We start from the raw sequence: 18,942 nt of genomic DNA, 5'->3' as shown, positions 1-18,942 counted from the left end.
CGGCTCAGGCGGCCTGCTGGACGTTGCTCATCAGCCGCAATTTCATGATCGCTTTGGCCTCCAGTTGCCGCACCCGCTCCCGTGACACGTTGATCAGTCGGCCGATCTCCGCCAGGGTGAGGGGCTCGGATCCCTCCAGCCCAAACCGCAGCTTGAGGATTTTCTGCTCTCGGTCATTCAGCTGCGAGAGCCAGGCGCCCAGGTGCTCCTTCTGGATGTGCCGGTCCATCGAGTCCATGTGCTCGTTGCTGGCCGGATCGGCGATCAGTTCGCCCAGGGTGCTGCGATCTTCATCGCCGCGGGCGTGGGCATCCAGGGAAGCGCAGGGGGCGCTCTGGGCCATCAGCTCCTCGAGGTCCTGGGGAGCCATGTCCATGGCATGGGATAGCTCCAGCCGGTTGGGCTGGCGCCCGAGCCGGTGGGAGAGCTCCCGGCTGATGCGTCGCATCTTCGACAGCTTTTCGCTGATGTGAATCGGCAGGCGGATTGTGCGGGCACTGTTGTCGATGGCCCGGGTCATCCCCTGGCGGATCCACCAGTAGGCGTAGGTCGAAAACTTGTAGCCCATGGCCGGATCGAACTTGTCGACGGCGCGCTCTAGGCCGATCGCCCCTTCCTGCACCAGATCGAGCAGTTCCAACCCCTGGTTTTGATACTTCTTGGCAACGCTTACCACCAGGCGCAGGTTGGCCGCCATCATGCGGTCGCGGGCCCGCTGGGCCATCCGCAGCTGGCGCTTGTGTTTGGGCGTGATCTCTTCGGCGGGCAATTCTTGCAGCCGTTTACCGGCCTGCACATGGTGGGCCAGCTCGATTTCTTCCGCGGCCGTGAGCAGGGGCACACGACCAATGGTGCTCAGATACCAACCAATCGAATCGGCACTGAGACGTCCGCCGGCCCGGGGACCGGTTGCGCGCACCTTTGCCAGTTTCGTTGCTGAAAGCTCCGAACCGTTGTTGTCAACAACGGCTGAAGCGGATTGCAAAGGCGTCCCCACACCCCAGCCTCCGTATTGGATTTGGCCGGAATGTAGCACTGCAACGCACGCTGCAACGGTTTGATTTGGAAGAATTCCTGTATGGATTGCTGCCGATTAGCACGGATGCCTGTGCTTTTGCAGCATCAGTTGGCGGGTGCCAAGCCGCCTCGCCAGCGACGCACCATTTGCTGTTGAGCGAGGTTTGGTTCACCAGCATGCTGACGCTGACTGAAATGGCCTTGGCTGTCCATGTGCCAGGCACCCGTGTCCTGAAGGTAGAGCTCGAGCACCTGTTCAAGCTGATGCCGCAGCCGGGCATCTTCGATGGGAGCGACGGCTTCCACCCGCCGGTCCAGGTTGCGGGACATCCAGTCGGCGCTACCGATGAACAATTCAGGTTCGCCGCCATTGCCAAACCAGAACAGGCGTGAGTGTTCGAGGAAGCGGCCGATCACACTCACCACGCTGATGTTGTCGCTGATCCCTTCCAGGTTGGGGCGCAGGCTGCACATGCCCCGCACCACCAGCTCGATCGTCACCCCCGCTTGGGAGGCTTCGTAGAGCAGGGCGATGATCGCCGGATCGACCAGGGCATTCATCTTGGCCCGGATGTGGCCGCCGCGGCCTGCCTGGGCGTGCTCGATCTCGCGGCGGATCAGGCCCTCCATGCGGTTGCGCAAGGTAACCGGCGCCACCAACAGCCGGCGGAAACTCTGTTGTTTGGAGAAGCCGGTGAGGTAGTTGAACAGTTCCACCAGATCGGCGCCGAATTCCGGCCTTGCGGTGAGCAGACCGATGTCGGTGTAGAGGCTGGAGGTTTTGGAGTTGTAGTTGCCGGTGCCGATGTGCACGTAGCTGTTGAGACGCTCCTTTTCCTTGCGCACCACCAGCAGGATTTTGGTGTGGGTTTTCAGGCCCAGCACGCCATACACCACGTGCACGCCTGAAGCCTCCAGCTGCTTGGCCCACTGGATGTTGTTGTCTTCGTCGAAGCGGGCCTTCAGTTCCACCAGGGCCATCACCTGCTTGCCGTTTTCGGCGGCCCGGATCAGGGCCCCCACAACCGGCGAATCCTTGGAGGTGCGGTAGAGGGTCATCTTGATGGCCAACACCGAGGGGTCGTCGGCGGCCTGGTTGAGGAATTCCTCCACGGAGGTGGAAAACAGGTCGTAGGGGTGATGCAGGAGCACATCGCCGCGGCGGATCACCGAAAAGATGCTTTCAAACTCCTCGGCCTTGATCGAGCCGTCTTCCAGCTGGCCCTTCTGGGTGCGCGCCAGGGCTGGGCTGGTGCGGCCCTTGTGGGGCTTTTCCTTGAGCTGGGGCAAGGGGATGGCCAACAGGCTCATCAGGTCGTCCAGGCCCAGGGGGCCATTCACCCGGTACACGTCCTCGGCTTCCACGGCGGTGCCGTCCATCAGCAGCTGCACCACCGCTTCCGGCATCTCATCGGCCACCTCCAGGCGCACCACTTCGCCGCCGCGGCGGCGTTTGCGCAGGCCCTCCTCCAGGGCCTCCATCAGGTCGTCGGCTTCGAGGTCGCGCAGTTCGAGGTCGGCATCGCGGGTGACGCGGAAGAAGTAGTGCCCCTCCACGTGCATGCCCGGAAACAGCAGGCCCAGGTTGAAGGCCACCACCTGCTCGAGCGGTACAGCCGTGTAGATGGGCTCGGGTTGTTTGCCGCTGAGGTTGGGCGGGATTTGGACGAAGCGGGGCAGGTTTTTCTGCGGCACCTTGACCCGGGCGAATTCCTGCTGGCCGGAGTCGGGGTCGCGCACCAGGGCGGCCACGTTGAGGCTCAGGTTGCTGATGAACGGGAACGGGTGGGAGGGATCCACCGCCAGGGGGGTCAGGACTGGAAAGATGGCGTTCTGGAAATAGCTGTTCAGCCACTCACGTTGATCGCTGTTGAGGTTGGCGTAGTCGATCAGGTGAACGCCGTAGTCGCAGAGGTGGCTCTTGAGTGAGTGGCGGTAGTGCTGTTGCTGCATCTCCAGCAGCGGGCGCAGCTTGGTGCGGATCGCCTGGAGCTGTTGTTGGGCCGTGAGGCCGTCGTCGCTGAGGGTGCTGACGCCCGCTTCAATCTGCGACTTCAGCGAAGCCACCCGCACCATGAAGAATTCATCGAGGTTGTTGCTGAAGATGGCGCTGAATTTCGCCTGCTCCAGCAGCGGGGTGTGCTCGTCGAGGGCCTGGGCCAGCACCCGGCTGTTGAACTCCAGCCAGCTGAGCTCGCGGTTGATGTAGAGCTCCGGAGCGACCTGCGCGTCAGCCTTTGGTTCCGCCATGTCAACCCGCCCCTCATTAGGCGCAACGTAGCAATTTCAACCGTCTGAGCTGTGTATTCCAGCTTCCATCGCCACCGCTGATCGGCCTGGTAGACCGCCGGCCACCAGCAGGGCCACGCCCATCAGCAGGGTGATGCCCAGCCAGAAGGGGCTCTGCCGCCCGGTGGTTTCGTAGGCCAGGCCCGCCAGTGGTGGGCCGAGGAAGCTGCCCAGGCTCTGCAGCCCCTGCAGGCTGCCCAGGGCGGCACCCTGGCCCTCGCTGTCGAGCCGGCGTGACACCAGGCTGCGCAGGCAGGGGGTGACCAGGCCGGTGCCGAGGGCCAGCACCGCCACGGCGCTGAACACCACCGGCTGGGCATTGGCGCGGGTGGCCATCGGGATCAGCAGGCAGCCGGCGATCACAAAGCCGAGGCCAGCCAAGGTGAGCCGCCATTCGCCGAAGCGCTTCACCAGCGGTCCGATCAGCCCGCCCTGCACCACCGTGGCCACCACGCCCACCACGAGGAAGGCTGCCGCCGCCAGGCCGGGCCCCCAGTTGAAGGCCTGTTTGAAATACAGCACCAGCACGGCAGTGAAGCCGTTGAAGGCCAGAAAGAACAGGAAGAAGGCCACGCACAGCCGCCGCACCTGGGGGTTGGTGAACACCCGCTGCAGCGCGGCAAACGGGTTGAGATCCCGTTTGCGCGGCATCGCCCGGCGGGCTTCCACCGGGTGGGTTTCCGGCAGCACGGTGAGCACCAGCACCAGGTTGAGCACGGCGATGGCCACCGCCACCAGCAGCGGCAGGGTGACGTTCAGGCGGCCGAGCAGGCCACCGAGGGCCGGGCCGAGGATGAAGCCCAGGCCGAAGGCCACGCCGATCAGGCCGAAGGCCTTGGCCCGTTTTTCCGGCGGTGAGATGTCAGCCAGCACGGCGCTGGCGGTGGCGGCGGTGCCGCCGCTCACCCCGTCGATCAGTCGGGCCCCGAACAGCAGCGCCAGGGGCAGCCCGGCAGCCTGGGCCGCGGGCCAGAGGGTGGCCCAGGGCAGGCTGATGGTGAGGGTAAACAGGGCCAAGCCCAGCACCGAGCCCGCCACGCAGACACTGATCACCGGTTTGCGGCCGAAGCGGTCGCTGAGGGCGCCGATCAGGGGCGTGAAGGCGAATTGGGCGATGGCATAACTGCCCGCCAGCAGACCCAGCACGCGGCCGTCATCGGTGAAGCCCGCCAGCAGAAACGGCAGCAGCGGGAACACGATCGACTCCCCCAGCCGGTCGTTGAGCAGCGTCAGAAAGGCGCAGAAGAAGGTGGAGGGGCGGGAGAGCGACAAGGGGGGAGCGACCGGATGCGTGTGGGGCTGGTGTGCGGGATGGAGCGGTGCCGGCGGCGGGGGCTGGCGCTCAGGGGGCCTTGATCTGCGGGCAGGGGTTGGGGCCAAACATGCCGTTCAGTTTCTGGCTGCCCATCGCATAGATCTGCTGGGCCTGGGCCGGGTTGCCCTGGGCGCCCTGCAGCTTGCTTGCAAACTCCTGGCAGGCTTGAGCCTGCTGGGGATTGGCGGGCTGGGTGGTTGTTGGTGCTGGCGCAGTAGCCGTGGGGGCTGTAGCCGGTGCGGCAGCAGTGGGGGCGGGGATGTCGCCGCAGGGGTTTTCGCCGAAGGTTTCCACCAGCTTCAGCACCCCCTGCTGATACATCAGTTGGGCCTGCTGGGGATTGCCGGAGGCGGCCTGCAGCTTGCCGGCGAACTCCTGGCAGGCCTTGCGTTCCTGGGCGCGGCGCAGCAGCGGGCCTGCCTGGGTTTCCGGTGCGGCGAGCAGACCTAGACCGGCGGCCAGCAGCAGCGATAGGGCTGCGGTGGCTGGGCGTGCGGTCATGGCTCGGGCTCGGGGACCCTCACGTTATGGGGCGAGCCCCTTCTGCAGCTTTCATCAGCGGTTCATGCTTGGGTGTCGGTTGCAAGGCGGCCATGGCTGCACCGGAGTTGACTCCCCTCCACCTCAGCCATCTCAACAGCCGTGGCGAGGTGCACATGGTGGACGTGGCGGCCAAGCTGGACACGGCGCGCCAGGCCGTTGCCGAAGGTTTTCTCGCCCTGGCTCCGGAGGCCCTGGCGCTGGTGCGCGAGGGGCGGGCCGGCAAGGGCGATGTGTTGGCGGTGGCGCGGGTGGCGGCGATCCAAGCGGCCAAGCGCACCGCCGAGTTGATCCCCCTTTGCCACCCGCTGCCGCTCAGTTCCCTGGAGGTCGTGATCGCCGAGGCGCCCCTGCCGGACGGCTCGGCTGTGGGCTTGCGCTGTGAGGCCACGGCGGGCACCACCGGCCCCACCGGTGTGGAGATGGAAGCCCTCACCGCCGTGCAGGTGGGCCTGCTCACCCTCTACGACATGCTCAAAAGCGCTGACCGGGCGATGACGATCGGGCCGGTGCGGCTGCTGCGCAAATCCGGTGGGCGTGGGGGGGATTGGGTGCGCCGTGGTGGGGGTCAGGACGATGGCTGATGGGCCTGCCACGGAGCCCTATGGCCGCGAGGGCTTGCCGCTGGATGAGGCCCGCGCCTTGATCCTCAAGCAGCTCCAGCCCCTCGCCGCGAGCGAATCCCTCGCCCTCAGCCACGCCCTGGGCCGCACCACGGCGGCGGCGGTGATCGCCCCTGCTGCAGTGCCGGGGTTTCGCGCTTCGATCATGGATGGCTACGCCATTGCTGGATCGGATCCACCACCGTTGGGTTGCTCTTGGCGCCTGGTGGGGCTCTCCGCGGCTGGGGCGCCCTATGGGCCGGTGCTGCGGACGGGAGAAGCGGTGCGCATCCTCACTGGTGCGGTGGTGCCCGAGGGCAGTGATCGGGTGCTGCCCCAGGAGTTGGTGGCGGTGGATGGCGATCGGCTGGAGTTGCTGGAGCCCGGCGGCGGCAATGCCTGGATTCGCCAACCCACCGAGGAGGCGGCTGCGGGCCAGGAGCTTGTGCCAGCAGGACAGCGGCTAGGTGTTGCCGATCTCGGCCGCCTGGCCAGTTGCGGCGTGCAGCAGCTGCAGGTGACGCGCCGGCCGCGGATCGGCTTGCTGATCAGCGGCGATGAGCTGCTGCCGCCGGGGCTGGCGCGGGGGCCGGGGCAGATCTGGGAGAGCAATTCGGTGCTGCTCAGTGCTCTGCTCCAGCGGCTCGGTTACGCCGTTGCCGATCAGCGGGTGGTGGTCGACCAGCCGGAGCCGTTGCGGCTGGCATTGCAGGAGTTGGCGGCGGGCTGTGATGTGGTGGTGAGCACCGGCGGCGTGTCGGCTGGCGACAGCGACTGGATCCGTCCCCTGGTGGCGGAGCTGGGGCAGGTGAGTTTTTGGAAGTTGTTCCTCAAGCCCGGCCGGCCCTTCGCCTGGGGCCAGGTGGCGGGGGTGCCATTTTTCGGTTTGCCGGGCAATCCGGTGGCGGCGGCGATCACGGCGCTGCAGCTGCTGTGGCCGGCCTTGCAACGGCTGGAGGGAGCGGAGGTCCAACGGCTGCCGCGCCTGAAGGTGCGCTTGGAGGCGGCGCTGCGGCGCGGGGCTGGCCGGCCGGAGCTGGCTCGGGCCCGGCTGGTGGTGGCCGCCGACGGGGGCTTGTGGGCCCGGGTGGAAGGGTCGCAGGCCTCCTCACGCATCGGCTCGCTGCAGGGGGCCGATCTGTTGCTCGAGATTCCGGCGGAGCTGGGCGCCCTCGAGGCCGGCACGGAGCTGTGGGCGCAGTTGTTGAGGTTGCCGGTGCTTTGAAGGGTGCGGTTGTTCGTATGCTTTGAAAGCCGCTCAACCGTGCGATGGAAATCCTCTCGGCCAATGCGTTGAAGACTGCGGGGGTGGGGGCGATCACGCGAGCGCTGGAGCACGAGCGCGAAGCAGGCGTCTCGGTGCGTGGCCGCTTGCGTTATGTGGTGATGGAGGCCGAGGAGTTTCAGCGCTTGCGGGATCTGGAGCTGGAACTGGCCCTCTTGGAGACGCGGAACGACGTGGCGGCCGGACGTTGCATCGCAGAATCCGTAGAGGCCCACCTGCAGCGGCTGGATGCCCTGGCGGCTGAGCTGCCTTGAGTTGGACGCTCCTGTTCACCGAGCGGTACAACCTCAGAGCCGCGCGTTTCCTGCGTCGCCATCCTGAGTTGCGGGATGCGTACCGCAAGACGCTGTTGCTGTTGGAGGTCAATCCAGGTCACCCGTCCTTGCGCCTGCATGCCCTGAAGGGACGCTTGAGCGGGCTGCATTCCGTGTCGATCAACATCAGCTACAGGATCACGTTGGAGTTGTTGATCGAAGGCCAGCGTCTGATTCCGATTGACATCGGCAGTCATGACACGGTGTATCGGGGCTGAAGGGCAGGCTCACAGCGGCGTGTTGCTCGTGAGCCACTCGCCTGTGCCATCGCGCCGCCACTCCCGTTTCCAGAACGGTGCGTTGTGTTTGAGCGCCTCCAGCAGCTCCTGGCAGCAGCGCTGGGCGGGGCCGCGTCGGTCGGCGCCGATGGCCACCAGCACGATCGCCTCACCCGGCAGCACCCGGCCGATGCGGTGCTGCACCAGGCAGCTGTGGGCCCCATGGCGCGCGCAGCAGTCTGTGGCCAGCTGCTGCAGCTGGCGCTCGGTCATGCCCGGATAGTGCTCCAATTCCAGGGCCCCCAGCGGCGTTCCATCGGCGGCCGCGGCCCGCACTCGACCGATGAACACGCTCTCGGCAGCGCTGGCGTTGGTGCTGGGGCAGCTGGCGGCGAGCTGGCGCTGCCACCGCTCCAGGCAGGCGAGCGGCTCGAAGGCCTCCAAGTGGAGATCGATCTTGAGCTGCAGGCCCTCAGCGTCAGCCACCGCTGATCGGAGGTAGGAAAGCCAGCTCATCGCCGGGGAGTAGGGGGGTGTCGGCCGCGGCGAACTGCTGGTTGATGGCGACGCGCACGCTGTTCAGCTCTCCCGGCAATTGCAGCGTCTGCCAGAGCTGGCGCGGGGTGAGGGTCGCCTCCACCAAGGCGTCTGCGGTCCACTGCCGCTCGGCCCAGCCCGCCTGCTCTCGCAGCCCTGCGAACAGGCGGATGCGGATTCCTGCGGCCGATGGCTCACCCATGGCCGCAACGCTAACCAGCGCTCCTTACGCGCCACTGTCACGATGGCTCTCGCGTTGTGCGCTCCGGTTTGAGCCTCGCCATTGCCCTGCTCACGGTGTCTGACACCCGCACCCTGGCGGACGACCGCTCCGGTGATGCCCTGCTGGCGCGGCTGGAGGCTGCCGGCCACCGACTGGCGGAGCGGGCGCTGGTTCCCGACAACCGCTATCAGATCCGCGCCGCGCTGAGCCGTTGGATCGCCGATGAGGCGGTGCAGGTGGTGATCAGCAGCGGTGGCACCGGCCTCACCGGCCGCGACGGCACTCCCGAAGCCGTGGTGCCCCTGCTCGATAAGACGATCGAGGGCTTCGGAGAGCTGTTCCGGGTGCTGTCGTTCGAGACGATCGGCACCAGCACACTGCAGAGCCGCAGCCTGGCGGGGGTGGCCAACGGCACGGTGATCTTTGTGCTGCCGGGTTCGCTTGATGCGGTGGAAACCGCCTGGGATCGCCTGATCTCAGCCCAGCTCGATGCCACCACCCGGCCCTGCAATCTGGTGCAGCTGTTGCCGCGGTTGCGGGAATCGTGATGCTGCAGATCTGGCTGGAGGGGCAACGGCGTCGCGGGCGGGCCTACCAGACCCGCTTTCGGGGCCGCCATCTGTCGGTCACCTGGTTGGGGGCGCTGCTGGCGCTCTCCTTGCTGGGCCTGCTCAGTGCCTGGAGCGGCATGGTGCTGCTGGCGGCGCCGCTGGGGGCGTCGTCGGTGCTGCTGTTTGGTTATCCCGCCAGCCCCCTGGCCCAACCGCGCAACATCGTGCTCGGCAATCTGGTGGGAGCGTTGGTGAGCGTGGCGGCAGTGGCCTGGCTGGGACAGGGGCCGCTGGTGATCGCCCTGGCGGTGGGGCTCACGGTGCTGCTGGGCCAGCAGTTGCGCTGCCTGCATCCGCCCGCCGGCGGCCTCGCTTTTCTCGGCGTGGCGCTTGGGGCCGCCCCTCCATTTGTGCTGACGCCCGTGCTGAGCGGTTCGCTGTTGCTGGTGCTGATCGCCGCGGTCTTCAGCCGTTGGGTGAAGGGGGCTCTGCCCTACCCGCACCATTGGTTGTGACCCTCTGGGTACGTGAAGGCCGGTAGACCTCAACCACCATTGACCTCAATCACCATTGACCTCAACCCCCCAGGTAGGCCATCTCCGCATGGGCGGGCGCGCCCGCTGGGGCCGGGGGGGTGCCGTGAGCCCAGGCCTCCTGCCGTTCCTCACTCCAGCGGTCGGACCGGCGGCTCCAGAGGCCGGCGATCACCCTGCTGACGGCGTCGGCTGGGGAGTCTGGTTGTAGCCAGGGGCGCAGGTCGAGGCCGCTGCCGGGGGCGGCGAACAGGCAGGTGTAGGCGATGCCGTCGGCGGTGACGCGCAGGCGGTTGCAGTCGCCGCAGAAGGGGGCGCTCACCGACGCCACCACGGCGAGAACGCCACCCCCATCTGGCTCGCGATCGCTGTAGCGCCAGCGACTGGCGGTGCCATGGGCGCTGCGGCCCAGGGGTTCCAGCGGCCAGCGCGCGCGGATCCGTTCCACCATCGCGGCGGCGCTCAGCACTGCCTCGGGCCGCCAGCCGTTGCGGTTGCCCACGTCCATGAATTCGATCAGGCGCAGCTCCAGGCCCCGCTCGCGGGCCAGGGCTGCCAGGGGCAGCAGCTGGTCGTCATTGGCACCGCGCTGGATCACGGCGTTGAGCTTCAGGGCGCCGCGGCCGGGATCAAAGCCGGCGGCGCGGGCGTGCTCAATCGCCGCCAGCACCTTGGCCAGCAGGGCGTCGCCGTTGCCCACTCCGGCCATGCGGGCCACTGCCGCGCCTGTAGTGCCATCGAGGCTCAGGGTGATGCGATCGAGGCCGGCGCCGCGCAAGGCCCGGGCCCGCTCAGGGCTGAGCAGGGTGCCATTGCTGGTGAGGGCGATCTCGCGCAGGCCCGGGCTTCCCGGGGCCCGGGCGCGCAGCGCTTGCACCGCGGCGATCAGTTCCTCCAGGCCGCCGTGCAGCAAGGGCTCGCCGCCGGTGAGCCGCAGGCTGTGCGCCCCCAGGGTCACCGCCGCCTCGATCACCGCCAGGCGCTGCGCCAGCGTCAGCAGGCCAGGCGGTTCCACCCCATCGGGCAGGCAGTAGGGGCAGGCCAGGTTGCAGCGGGCCGTGAGCGACAGCCGCAGCACCCCGAGGGGTCGGTTGAGCTGGTCGGTGGCGCTAGCCATGGCAGCCACGCTATGGCTGCAGTCCTGATGTTGGCGGTAGCGTTTCGGCATGGTTGTTTCCGCTGCCACGCCGTTCCGCCCACCGGCCATTCCCTGGCGCAAGCCCCAGGAGTTGAAGGTGTCGCCGGACTTGGGCACAGGATTGGATCCCCAGAGGTGTGGCGAGGCCTTGGCGCGTCTGTGCGTTGAGCCCGATGTGCAAGCGGTGATCGCCTTTGGCTCGCGGGCGCGTGGGGAAGCCCGAGTTGATTCGGATCTGGATCTGGCGGTGATCGTGCGCCAGCCCCAGCTCACTCCCGCTGAAAAAATGGCGTATTGGCAGCGCTTCGATCGGGCGCTGGGTCGGCTGGGAGTGGGAGTCGACCTGGTGGTGGCGGGCGTTGCCGATGCCGAACGACTGAGCGGCTCCCGCTGGCACGTGTTCGGCGATGTGGCCCGTGAGGGCCGGGTGCTCTATGTCGCCGGCTGAAGACGCGCTGCTGCTGCTGGCGATCGTGCGCCGCCATCTGCGCAGTCTGCGGCTGACGCTGGACGCTGCCTATCCAGAAGAGGACTGGGGCTTCACCGCCCAGCAGGCGGTGGAGAAATTGTTCAAGGCTTGGATCGTGCTGGCTGACCGTCGGCCGCCGCGGCTCCATGCCTTAGCCGATCTGGCCGTTCTGGCGGGGCAGCCACTGGCGCCACAGCTTGGGGCGCTGCAGGTGTTTGCGGTGGAGGCCCGTTACGAGGAGGGGCCGTTTCCGCTACCGGCGCCGCGTGAGGAGCTGCTGGCGCTGCTGGAGGCGGAGTTGGATCGATGTCAGCGGGTGGTAGAGGCGCTGGGCCAATCGATCGGCTGATCGGCCTGCGGCCGGTTCATGTTGCGGATGGCTAGGGGATCCAGCGGCACCGCCTGGTAAGGCTGCGAGGCCAGCCAGCTCTGCAGGCGCCGCTCGCCGCGCTCCACCGCCGCGGCCAGGTGAGCGCGGATTGGGGCGCTGCTCGGGTAGAGGCCCAGCAGCGGTTGCAGGCGCTCGCCGTCGTGGGCCAGGTGGAGCCGGGTGGGGCTCCCAGCTGCTGCTGCGTCGCCTGCCGCCGCCCGCAGGGTGTTCAGGGCCGCGAGGCTGAGATCTGGCATGTCCACCGGGCAGAGCAGCAGGAGCTCATCGGGGTGCTGCTGCATCAGCCGGTGCAGAGCCAGCAGGGGGCCTTCCCAGGGGGGCGGTTCGGCCAGGGCGGTGATGGCGATCGGGTGGAGGCTTTGCGCCAGCTCCAGGTGCGCCGGATGGCGGCTCAGCAGGGTGATCGGCGCCTCCAGCTGGGCCAGCAGGCGCAGGTTGCGTTCCAGCCAGGTGCCGCCTTCAGGGTGGGGCAGCAGCGCCTTGTCGCGGCCCATGCGCCGGCTCTCGCCACCGCTGAGCAGGCAGCAGCGCAGGGGCAGGGCGTCGGGCCGCTGTAGCAACGGCTGCTCGCCCGGGTGCCGCTGCCCCATAGGGTCCCGGCGCTCCTCTGATCGTTCCATGGCCCTGCCTCCCCACACCACGGCCTTGCTCGACGCCAAGCGCCGCAGCGGTCTCAGCTTCGCCGACCTCGGTGCCCGCCTGGGTCAGGACGAGGTGTGGACCGCCAGCCTCCTCTATGGCCAGGCCACCGCTTCCGCCGATCAGGCCCAGGCCCTGCTGGAGGCCCTGCAGGTGAGCGAGCCCGAGCGCTCAGCCTTGCTGGAGGCCCTCACCACTTATCCCATCAAAGGGGTCCTCGATCCGGTGATCCCCACCGACCCGCTGCTCTACCGCTTCTACGAGATCCTGCAGGTCTACGGCCTGCCGCTCAAGGACGTGATCCAGGAGCAGTTCGGCGACGGGATCATGTCGGCGATCGACTTCAGCCTCACCGTCGCCAAGCAGGAGGACCCGAAGGGGGATCGGGTGGTGGTGACGATGAACGGCAAGTTCCTGCCCTACCGCAAGTGGTGAGTCGCTCAGGGTGCCTCAGCTAGCAGCCCGAACTCCGCCAGGGCCCGCGGCAGATTGCGGTGCTCGTGGCCGGGGTGGCTGAGCTTCACCAGGGCGAAGCGCTGCAGCTCGCTGAGCTCCGCCCAGCCGCCCTGGCGCAGCTCCAGGCCCAGCTGGGCGCAGGAGGCGGCCAGCACTGCCGGCAGCTCCTCGCTTTGCTGCCAGGGCTCTCCGTTGGGCCGCGGCAGCTCTTTGGCCTGGCCGGCGCTGAGGCTGGTGGTGCGGGCCAGTAGGTGCTCCCGCAACGTCTCGATGGCGGCGCCGTCGTCGGCCCAGGCCAGCAGCTCGCCGCGCTCGGTTTCGCTCAGCTCACTCCAGTGCTGCAGCTTGAGCTTCACGCCGGCCAGATCCAGCTTGCGCCGCACCGCCATCGGGATGCAGCGGAGGTCGGCGGTGAAGTCGGCCTCGAAGCTGAAGCAGGTGCTGGCTAGAGGGGAGCTCAGGGAACTGCGGTAACAACCGTCACCATCATGGGGCGGCCCGACTTGGTCGAATGGGCAGATGGCCAGTGATTCAGCCGCCAGCCCGGCCGCTCGAGCCCAATGCCCCTATTGCGGGGTGGGTTGCGGCCTAGAGCTGAAGCCTCCCGGGGAGGCCGAGGCCATCTGGACCGCCCGTGGCGACCGCCACCATCCCTCTTCTCTGGGCCAGGTGTGCGTCAAGGGCGCCACGGTGGGCGAAACCCTGCACCACAACCGCCTCACCACCCCGCTCTGGCGGGAGCGCCTCGATCAGCCGTTCGCACCGATCAGTTGGGATCGGGCCTTTGCGCTGCTGGTGGAGCGCATCCGCACCACGCTGGAGCAGCAGGGGCCCCAGGGCCTGGCGATCTACGGCTCGGGGCAGTTCCTCAGCGAGGACTACTACGTGGCCAACAAGCTGCTCAAGGGGGCCCTGGGCAGCAACAACTTCGATGCCAACTCGCGCCTGTGCATGAGTTCGGCGGTGGCGGGCTATGCCCGCAGCCTCGGCTCCGATGGTCCGCCCTGCTGCTACGACGACCTGGACCTGGCTGATCTGGTGCTGCTGATCGGCACCAACACGGCCGACTGCCATCCGGTGCTGTTCCAGCGGCTGCTCAAGCGCAAGCGCAAGGTGAAGGAGGCCCTGCGGCTGGTGGTGGTGGACCCGCGCCACACCGCCACAGCCGAGGCGGCGGATCTGCACCTGGCGATCCGGCCTGGCACCGATCTGGTGCTGCTGCATGGCATCGGTCACCTGTTGCTGGAGTTCCAGGCGCTTGATCGGCCCTTCATCGCCGCCCACACCGAGGGCTACGCCGAGCTTGAGGAGCTGTGGCATGCCTGGACGCCGCAGCAGGTGAGCGATCTCTGCGGCATCGCCGAAACCGACCTGCGCCAGCTGGCCCAATGGTGGGCCGCGGCCGCGGGGGTGCTGAGTCTCTGGTCGATGGGGGTGAACCAGAGCCGTGAGGGCACCGCCACCGTGGCTGCCATCTGCAACCTGCACCTGGTGAGCGGTCAGATCGGCCGGCCGGGGGCAGGTCCCTTCTCACTCACCGGCCAACCCAACGCCATGGGCGGCCGTGAGGTGGGCGGTCTGGCCCAGCTGTTGCCCGGTTACCGCAGCGTGGCCAACCCAGAGCACCGCGCTGAGGTGGAGGCCCACTGGGGCTTCGCGCCCGGCTCGATCGCGCCGCAGCCTGGCCTGGCGGTGTGGCAGCAGATCGAGGCGATGGAGCGCGGCGAGCTGGGGCTCTGGTGGGTGGCGGCCACCAATCCGCTGGTGAGCATGCCGTCCCTCGATCGCGTGCGGGCGGCGGTGGCCCAGTGCCCACTCGTGGTGCTGAGCGAGGCCTATGCCGGCACCGAAACGGCAGAGGTGGCTCACCTGCTGCTGCCCGCGGCCCAGTGGAGCGAGAAGAGCGGTGTGATGACCAACTCCGAGCGCCGCGTCACCCTCTGCCCCGCCTTCCGCCAGCCCCCCGGTGAGGCCCGGCCCGATTGGGCAATTTTTGCGGAGCTCGGACGGCGCCTCGGCTTCGACGACCAGTTTCGCTATGGCTCCACCGCCGAGGTGTATGCCGAGTTCGTGGCCCTCACGGCTGGTCGCGTCTGCGATCTGAGCGGCCTCAGCCACGCACTGCTGGCGCAGCACGGCCCCCAGCAGTGGCCCTTCCCCGCGGGCACAGCTCCCGGTGGAGGCCAGCCGCGCCTCTACACCGACCATCGCTTTCCCACCGCCAGCGGCCGTGCCCGCCTGCTGGCCGAACAGCCCTTCGGGCTGGCGGAACCGCCCTGCGACAGCTACCCGTTGGTGCTCACTGTGGGCCGCTACCTCGGCCATTGGCACACCATGACCCGCACCGTCCATGTGGCGCGCGTCAGCAAGCAGCATCCGGAGCCCTTGCTCGAGGTGCATCCTATCGATGCTGATCGCCATGGCCTGCTGGATGGCGAGCCGGCGGAGGTGAGTTCCCGCCGAGGGACGATCAGCGCCCGCGTGCAGATCACCGAAAAGATCCGGCCTGGCACGGTGTTCCTGCCGATGCACTGGGGCGCCAGCCAGCCCAACGCCTGCGAAGCCAACCGGTTGATGCACGAGGAGGCCTGCGAGCACTCCAAGCAGCCGGAGCTCAAGGCCGCGGCGGTGCGGCTGGCGCCGCTCTCATAAACCGGCTCGTTCCCACTCAGTCCACATCGTGGGCGTAGCGGCGGTAGAGGAAGTCGAGGGCGTGATTGCGCAGTTGTCCGTAGCGGGGATCGTCCTGAATCGCCTCGAAGCTGCGGGGCCTTTCGAACGGCACAGTCATGATTTCGCCAATCGTGGCGGAGGGGCCGTTGGTCATCATCACGACCCGGTCGGCGAGGAAGAGAGCCTCATCGATGTCGTGGGTGATCATCAGCACGGTGGGTTTGTTTTCGCGCCAGATCGCCAGCAGTTCTTCCTGCAACTCTTCTTTGGTGATCGCATCGAGGGCGCCGAAGGGTTCGTCGAGCACCAGCACATCCGGCCGCACCGCCAGGGCGCGGGCGATGGCCACCCGCTGGCGCATGCCGCCGGAGATTTGGGCCGGTCGCTTGTGGCGTGCCTCCAGCAGGCCCACCATCTCCAGGTGATGGTCGATCACCGATGCCCGTGCGGCGGCATCCAGTTCAGGCCGGGCGGCCTTCACGGCCAGGGCCACGTTCTGCTCGACGGTTTTCCAGGGCAGCAGCGAGTAGTTCTGGAACACCACCATCCGGTCGGGCCCCGGACGATCGATCGGCACATTCGCCAGGGTGACGCTGCCGCTGCTGGGTTGCAGGAAGCCCGACACCATGTTGAGCAGGGTGCTCTTGCCGCAGCCTGAGTGGCCGATCACACAGATGAATTCACCCTGCGCCACCTGCAGGTTGATGTCCTTGAGGGCCTCAAACGGCCCGCGCTTGGTGTGGAACACCTGGCCCACGTCACGGAACGTCAGGTATGCCGGATTGCGCTGTTCGCTGCTGAGCTCGAGGGATGCACGAGTCATGGTGCTGGTCATCTCAGGTGGAAGGCAGGGCAATCGCCTGCACGGAGGGTGTGCGGCTGAACGGCAGTTGCCTCAGGTACGCAAGGGGGTTGTCCTGATCGAAGGCCAGGCCATCGGCCAGGGCGAACGGCTGCCGGTCTGCACGTAAATCCGGAAAGCCTGCGCGCTCGAGGGCACGGCTGCACAGGTCGCTGCGATACACCTGGCTGAGCAGCTCGAGCCTGTTGGCGGGGAAGGCACTCCAGCCCCAGCGGCTGAACTGGGTGAGGATCCAGCTGCCTTCCGCCGCGTTGGCCAGGTGCGCCCGATCGCTGTGAAAGCGATTCAGGGGCAGCCGCACACCACTGGGTTGATCGGTGCCAAGGTCAAACTGGCGCTGCAGGGCTGCGGCGGAACCGCTGCCGAGCCACTGGGCATGGCCCAGCAGGCTCACGAGTTGGTCGTGGTGGCTGGGGTTTTCGCAGATCTCTCCGCCCCGCATCAGCGCCGCACAGAGGTTCAGCAGGGCTTCCGGATGGTGGAGGGCCCAGTCCTCATGGCAGGTGAGCACCTTCTCGGGATGGTCGCCCCAGATGTCGAGGTCGGTGGCCAGCACGCTGGTGACGCCAGCCTCCACCGCCTTGGCCACCCGGTAGCGACCGGCGATGAAGCCATCGATCTCACCCGCCCGAAGGGTGGCTTCCATGGCCATCGGCGAGAGCGTCAGCAGCTCCACCTCCCGATCGGGATCGATGCCGCCGCTGGCCAGCCAATGGCGCAACAACAGCTCCTGCATGTTGCCCTTGTGGGCCACAGCCAGCCGCAGCGGTGATTCCCGCCCCTTCAGACGTTCGGCCAGGCTGCCCAGATCGTGGATGCCCAGATCGCTGAAGCGACGTGCCAGGCACAGGGCATTGCCACTGCGGGTCACCGTCATCGGTGTGATCGCTGGCCAGGCGGGTTGGCCATCGAGGCCGAGGGTGAGGGTCAGCGGTGTGGTGGCAGAGGTGATCGCCACATCCAGGTCGCCCTTGCGCAGCTCCTCCTCGAGGCTCTGCCAACGATCGAAGGCAACCGGCTTCAGTTCGATGCCGCGATCGCTGAGCAAGCCGCGTTCCATCGCTACCGCCAGAGGCGCGATATCGAGGCCCGGCAGATAGCCGAGGCGCACGGTTTGCAGCTCCGGTGTGGCCATGGCCACGGCGGGACTGAGGCGTTGCTTGCGCTGCTTGAGCCGGCGCTGCTGTTGCAGGAAGCCGATCAGCTCGCTGCGCAGGTGGTAGTAATCGGGGTGGTTCATCACCTCCAGCCGCTGGCGCGGCCGGGGCAACGTCACCTGCAGGATCTGGCCGATGCCGGCCTCCGGGCCATTGGTGAGGCACACCACCCGGTCGGAGAGCAGGAGCGCTTCATCCACGTCGTGGGTCACCATCACGGTGGTGAGGCCCGCCTGCTGACAGATCTGCATCAGCTGCTGCTGAAGATTGCCGCGGGTCAGGGCATCGAGGGCTCCGAAGGGTTCATCGAGCAGCAGCAGCTTGGGCCGGATCGCCAGGGCGCGGGCGATCGCCACCCGCTGCTTCATGCCGCCGGAGAGTTCGGCGGGGAATTTGTCGGCGGCAGCGCCAAGGCCCACCAGTTGAATGCTCTGCTCGATCCGCTCGCGCCGCTCCACAGCACCGGCGCTGTGCATCACGGTGTTCACCGCCAGGGCGATGTTCTGGCGCACGCTCTGCCAGGGCAGCAGCGAATAGTTCTGGAACACCACCATCCGGTCGGGACCGGGATCGGTGACCTGGCGACCTTCCATCAGGATGCCGCCGCTGCTGGCCTGGGTGAGGCCCGCCATCAGGTTGAGCAGGGTCGATTTGCCGCAACCGGAGTGGCCGATCAGCGAGATGAATTCACCTTCGCCGATGGCGAGATCGATGTCCTTGAGGGCCACATAACGGCCGCCGTCGTCAAGGGGAAAGACCTGGGTGACGTCGTCAACCGTCAGAAAGGCAGGCGCCATCGTCAGTTGCCTCCCTTGGCGACACGGGTGCCCACGTAGGCCACGAGGCGATCGAGGGCCAGGCCCACCACGCCCACGTAGATGATCGCCAGAATGATCTGGCTCGAGCTGGAATCACCACCGGCGTTGTAGGCATCCCAGATGAAGTAGCCGATGCCCCCGTCCGCCTTGAGCATCTCAGCGGCCACGATTGCCAGCCAGGCCAGGCCCACCGAGATCCGCAGACCGGTGAACACGTAGGGCACCGTGGCTGGGATCACGATGTTGCGGATGTAGGCGCCTTTGCGCAGCCGCAGCACGCGGGCCACGTTCGTGTAGTCCTGCGGAATTTCGCGAATACCCACGGCCGTGTTGATGATGATCGGCCAGATGGCGGTGATGAAGATCACGAAGATGGCCGAGGTGTTGGCGTCCTGGAACACCATCAGTGAGATCGGGAACCAGGCCAGGGGCGGCACGGTGCGCAGCACCTGGATCACCGGATCAAAGCCTTTGCCGATGAAGCGATTCAGGCCCAGCACGCCACCGATGGCGATGCCCACCACCGCTGAGAGCCCATAGCCCAGGGCCACCCGCTGCAGCGAGATCAGGATCTGCCAGCCCAGGCCCTTGCTGGTGCCACCGTCATCGAAGAACGGCTGACTGATGTAGGGATCCCAGGTGTCCACCAGCACGTTGATCGGACCCGGCAGACGCGCCACACCCAGTGCCATCGACAGGATCTGCCAGGCGATCAGAAAACCGCCGATGCAGATCAGATAAGGCATCAAGGCGCGCAGGGCGGGTTGCAGGCGGCGCGATCTGGCGGGTCGTCTGGAGCGGGGTGCAGGGCTGAGGGTGGTCATCGTGGACGTGAAGAACGACAGGGCGGTCCCCCTCGACCGGGGCAGATGCGGTCGCGGGGGCTGTGATGGATGGCACTGGCGCTGAGAGGGG

General features: G+C 67.5%; 22 protein-coding genes. 10 read left to right on the top strand and 12 right to left on the bottom strand.

The genetic code is table 11. From position 1 onward, the window contains the following. Positions 1-4: 4 nt before the first annotated feature. The 4 genes from KBY57_RS03485 to KBY57_RS03470 all read right to left on the bottom strand — a co-directional run bounded on the left by KBY57_RS03485 (position 5) and on the right by KBY57_RS03470 (position 5,122). Positions 5-928 carry a sigma-70 family RNA polymerase sigma factor gene (locus KBY57_RS03485; protein WP_261356634.1) on the bottom strand — a complete coding sequence of 308 codons (924 nt, stop codon included), beginning with the start codon at positions 926-928 and terminating at the stop codon, positions 5-7. 194 nt (positions 929-1,122) lie between these two features. Further along, complete coding sequence (gene ppk1 / locus KBY57_RS03480) at positions 1,123-3,267, bottom strand: polyphosphate kinase 1 (protein ID WP_254994478.1); 2,145 nt, start codon at positions 3,265-3,267, stop codon at positions 1,123-1,125. Between the two features lie 36 nt (positions 3,268-3,303). After that, positions 3,304-4,578 carry an MFS transporter gene (locus KBY57_RS03475; RefSeq protein ID WP_254994477.1) on the bottom strand — a complete coding sequence of 425 codons (1,275 nt, stop codon included), beginning with the start codon at positions 4,576-4,578 and terminating at the stop codon, positions 3,304-3,306. Positions 4,579-4,648: 70 nt separating this feature from the next. Then, entirely contained in the window at positions 4,649-5,122 is a 474-nt protein-coding gene (locus KBY57_RS03470) for a hypothetical protein (RefSeq protein WP_254994476.1), read from the bottom strand. Between the two features lie 92 nt (positions 5,123-5,214). Between KBY57_RS03470 and moaC the strand changes: the two genes are divergently transcribed. The 4 genes from moaC to KBY57_RS03450 are packed head-to-tail and all read left to right on the top strand — an operon-like array spanning position 5,215 to position 7,580. Further along, complete coding sequence (moaC, locus tag KBY57_RS03465) at positions 5,215-5,745, top strand: cyclic pyranopterin monophosphate synthase MoaC (RefSeq protein ID WP_254994475.1); 531 nt, start codon at positions 5,215-5,217, stop codon at positions 5,743-5,745. Beyond that, a complete protein-coding gene (locus tag KBY57_RS03460) occupies positions 5,738-6,988 on the top strand; it encodes a molybdopterin molybdotransferase MoeA (RefSeq protein WP_254994474.1) in 1,251 nt (416 codons plus the stop codon). Before moaC ends, KBY57_RS03460 begins: the two co-directional genes overlap by 8 nt. Positions 6,989-7,032: 44 nt before the next feature. After that, positions 7,033-7,302, top strand: coding sequence for a prevent-host-death protein (locus KBY57_RS03455; protein ID WP_094558927.1), 270 nt, complete (start codon positions 7,033-7,035; stop codon positions 7,300-7,302). After that, a complete protein-coding gene (locus KBY57_RS03450; protein ID WP_254994473.1) occupies positions 7,299-7,580 on the top strand; it encodes a type II toxin-antitoxin system YafQ family toxin in 282 nt (93 codons plus the stop codon). Before KBY57_RS03455 ends, KBY57_RS03450 begins: the two co-directional genes overlap by 4 nt. Positions 7,581-7,589: 9 nt before the next feature. On the opposite strand, the gene KBY57_RS03445 is transcribed toward KBY57_RS03450, so the two are convergent. Together KBY57_RS03445 and KBY57_RS03440 are read right to left on the bottom strand one after the other, a co-directional pair. Beyond that, the gene (locus tag KBY57_RS03445; RefSeq protein ID WP_409996394.1) at positions 7,590-8,096 is read right to left on the bottom strand and encodes a molybdopterin synthase catalytic subunit; all 507 of its coding nucleotides are present in this window, start codon (positions 8,094-8,096) and stop codon (positions 7,590-7,592) included. Beyond that, positions 8,059-8,319: a MoaD/ThiS family protein gene (locus KBY57_RS03440; RefSeq protein WP_254988305.1), complete on the bottom strand. Its 261-nt coding sequence runs from the start codon at positions 8,317-8,319 to the stop codon at positions 8,059-8,061. Before KBY57_RS03440 ends, KBY57_RS03445 begins: the two co-directional genes overlap by 38 nt. Before the next feature lie 68 nt (positions 8,320-8,387). Between KBY57_RS03440 and moaB the strand changes: the two genes are divergently transcribed. Next, on the top strand, positions 8,388-8,888 hold the full coding sequence (gene moaB / locus KBY57_RS03435) for a molybdenum cofactor biosynthesis protein B (protein ID WP_254994472.1): 501 nt from the start codon (positions 8,388-8,390) through the stop codon (positions 8,886-8,888). Next, a complete protein-coding gene (locus KBY57_RS03430; protein ID WP_254994471.1) occupies positions 8,888-9,406 on the top strand; it encodes an HPP family protein in 519 nt (172 codons plus the stop codon). The genes moaB and KBY57_RS03430 overlap by 1 nt, the downstream gene beginning before the upstream one ends. Before the next feature lie 61 nt (positions 9,407-9,467). Here KBY57_RS03430 and KBY57_RS03425 read toward each other — a convergent pair whose 3' ends face one another. After that, positions 9,468-10,541 carry a GTP 3',8-cyclase MoaA gene (locus tag KBY57_RS03425; RefSeq protein WP_254994470.1) on the bottom strand — a complete coding sequence of 358 codons (1,074 nt, stop codon included), beginning with the start codon at positions 10,539-10,541 and terminating at the stop codon, positions 9,468-9,470. Between the two features lie 49 nt (positions 10,542-10,590). Between KBY57_RS03425 and KBY57_RS03420 the strand changes: the two genes are divergently transcribed. Next, positions 10,591-11,010: a nucleotidyltransferase domain-containing protein gene (locus KBY57_RS03420; RefSeq protein WP_254994469.1), complete on the top strand. Its 420-nt coding sequence runs from the start codon at positions 10,591-10,593 to the stop codon at positions 11,008-11,010. Beyond that, on the top strand, positions 10,997-11,380 hold the full coding sequence (locus KBY57_RS14170; protein ID WP_261356582.1) for a HEPN domain-containing protein: 384 nt from the start codon (positions 10,997-10,999) through the stop codon (positions 11,378-11,380). Before KBY57_RS03420 ends, KBY57_RS14170 begins: the two co-directional genes overlap by 14 nt. Here the strand turns inward: KBY57_RS14170 and KBY57_RS03405 are convergent. After that, positions 11,341-12,012, bottom strand: a complete 672-nt coding sequence (locus tag KBY57_RS03405; protein ID WP_254994468.1) for a molybdenum cofactor guanylyltransferase — start codon at positions 12,010-12,012, stop codon at positions 11,341-11,343. The two genes, KBY57_RS14170 and KBY57_RS03405, sit on opposite strands and share 40 nt — an antisense overlap. Positions 12,013-12,040: 28 nt before the next feature. Here KBY57_RS03405 and cynS point away from each other — a divergent pair, with 28 nt between their 5' ends. Further along, positions 12,041-12,496 (top strand): cyanase, encoded by a 456-nt coding sequence (gene cynS / locus KBY57_RS03400; RefSeq protein WP_254994467.1) that lies wholly within the window; start codon positions 12,041-12,043, stop codon positions 12,494-12,496. A 5-nt stretch (positions 12,497-12,501) separates the two neighbouring features. On the opposite strand, the gene KBY57_RS03395 is transcribed toward cynS, so the two are convergent. Next, positions 12,502-12,978, bottom strand: coding sequence for a nitrate reductase associated protein (locus tag KBY57_RS03395; RefSeq protein WP_254994628.1), 477 nt, complete (start codon positions 12,976-12,978; stop codon positions 12,502-12,504). 58 nt (positions 12,979-13,036) lie between these two features. On the opposite strand from KBY57_RS03395, the gene KBY57_RS03390 reads away from it, so the two are divergent. Next, positions 13,037-15,169 (top strand): molybdopterin oxidoreductase family protein, encoded by a 2,133-nt coding sequence (locus KBY57_RS03390; RefSeq protein WP_254994466.1) that lies wholly within the window; start codon positions 13,037-13,039, stop codon positions 15,167-15,169. Positions 15,170-15,185: 16 nt separating this feature from the next. Here the strand turns inward: KBY57_RS03390 and KBY57_RS03385 are convergent, their stop codons facing one another. From KBY57_RS03385 to ntrB, 3 genes are read right to left on the bottom strand one after another with little or no spacing between them, the layout of a single operon-like run. Then, positions 15,186-16,013 (bottom strand): ABC transporter ATP-binding protein, encoded by an 828-nt coding sequence (locus tag KBY57_RS03385; protein ID WP_254994465.1) that lies wholly within the window; start codon positions 16,011-16,013, stop codon positions 15,186-15,188. Positions 16,014-16,026: 13 nt separating this feature from the next. After that, the gene (locus KBY57_RS03380; RefSeq protein ID WP_254994464.1) at positions 16,027-18,006 is read right to left on the bottom strand and encodes a nitrate ABC transporter ATP-binding protein; all 1,980 of its coding nucleotides are present in this window, start codon (positions 18,004-18,006) and stop codon (positions 16,027-16,029) included. A 2-nt stretch (positions 18,007-18,008) separates the two neighbouring features. Next, positions 18,009-18,851: a nitrate ABC transporter permease gene (gene ntrB, locus KBY57_RS03375; RefSeq protein ID WP_254994463.1), complete on the bottom strand. Its 843-nt coding sequence runs from the start codon at positions 18,849-18,851 to the stop codon at positions 18,009-18,011. Between the last annotated feature and the right edge of the window lie 91 nt (positions 18,852-18,942).

Source organism: Cyanobium sp. Aljojuca 7D2, assembly GCF_024346415.1.
Taxonomy (GTDB): Bacteria; Cyanobacteriota; Cyanobacteriia; order PCC-6307; family Cyanobiaceae; genus Cyanobium_A.
The sequence above is the reverse complement of the archived record's forward strand: the minus strand, read 5'-3'. Positions and strand labels throughout refer to the sequence as shown.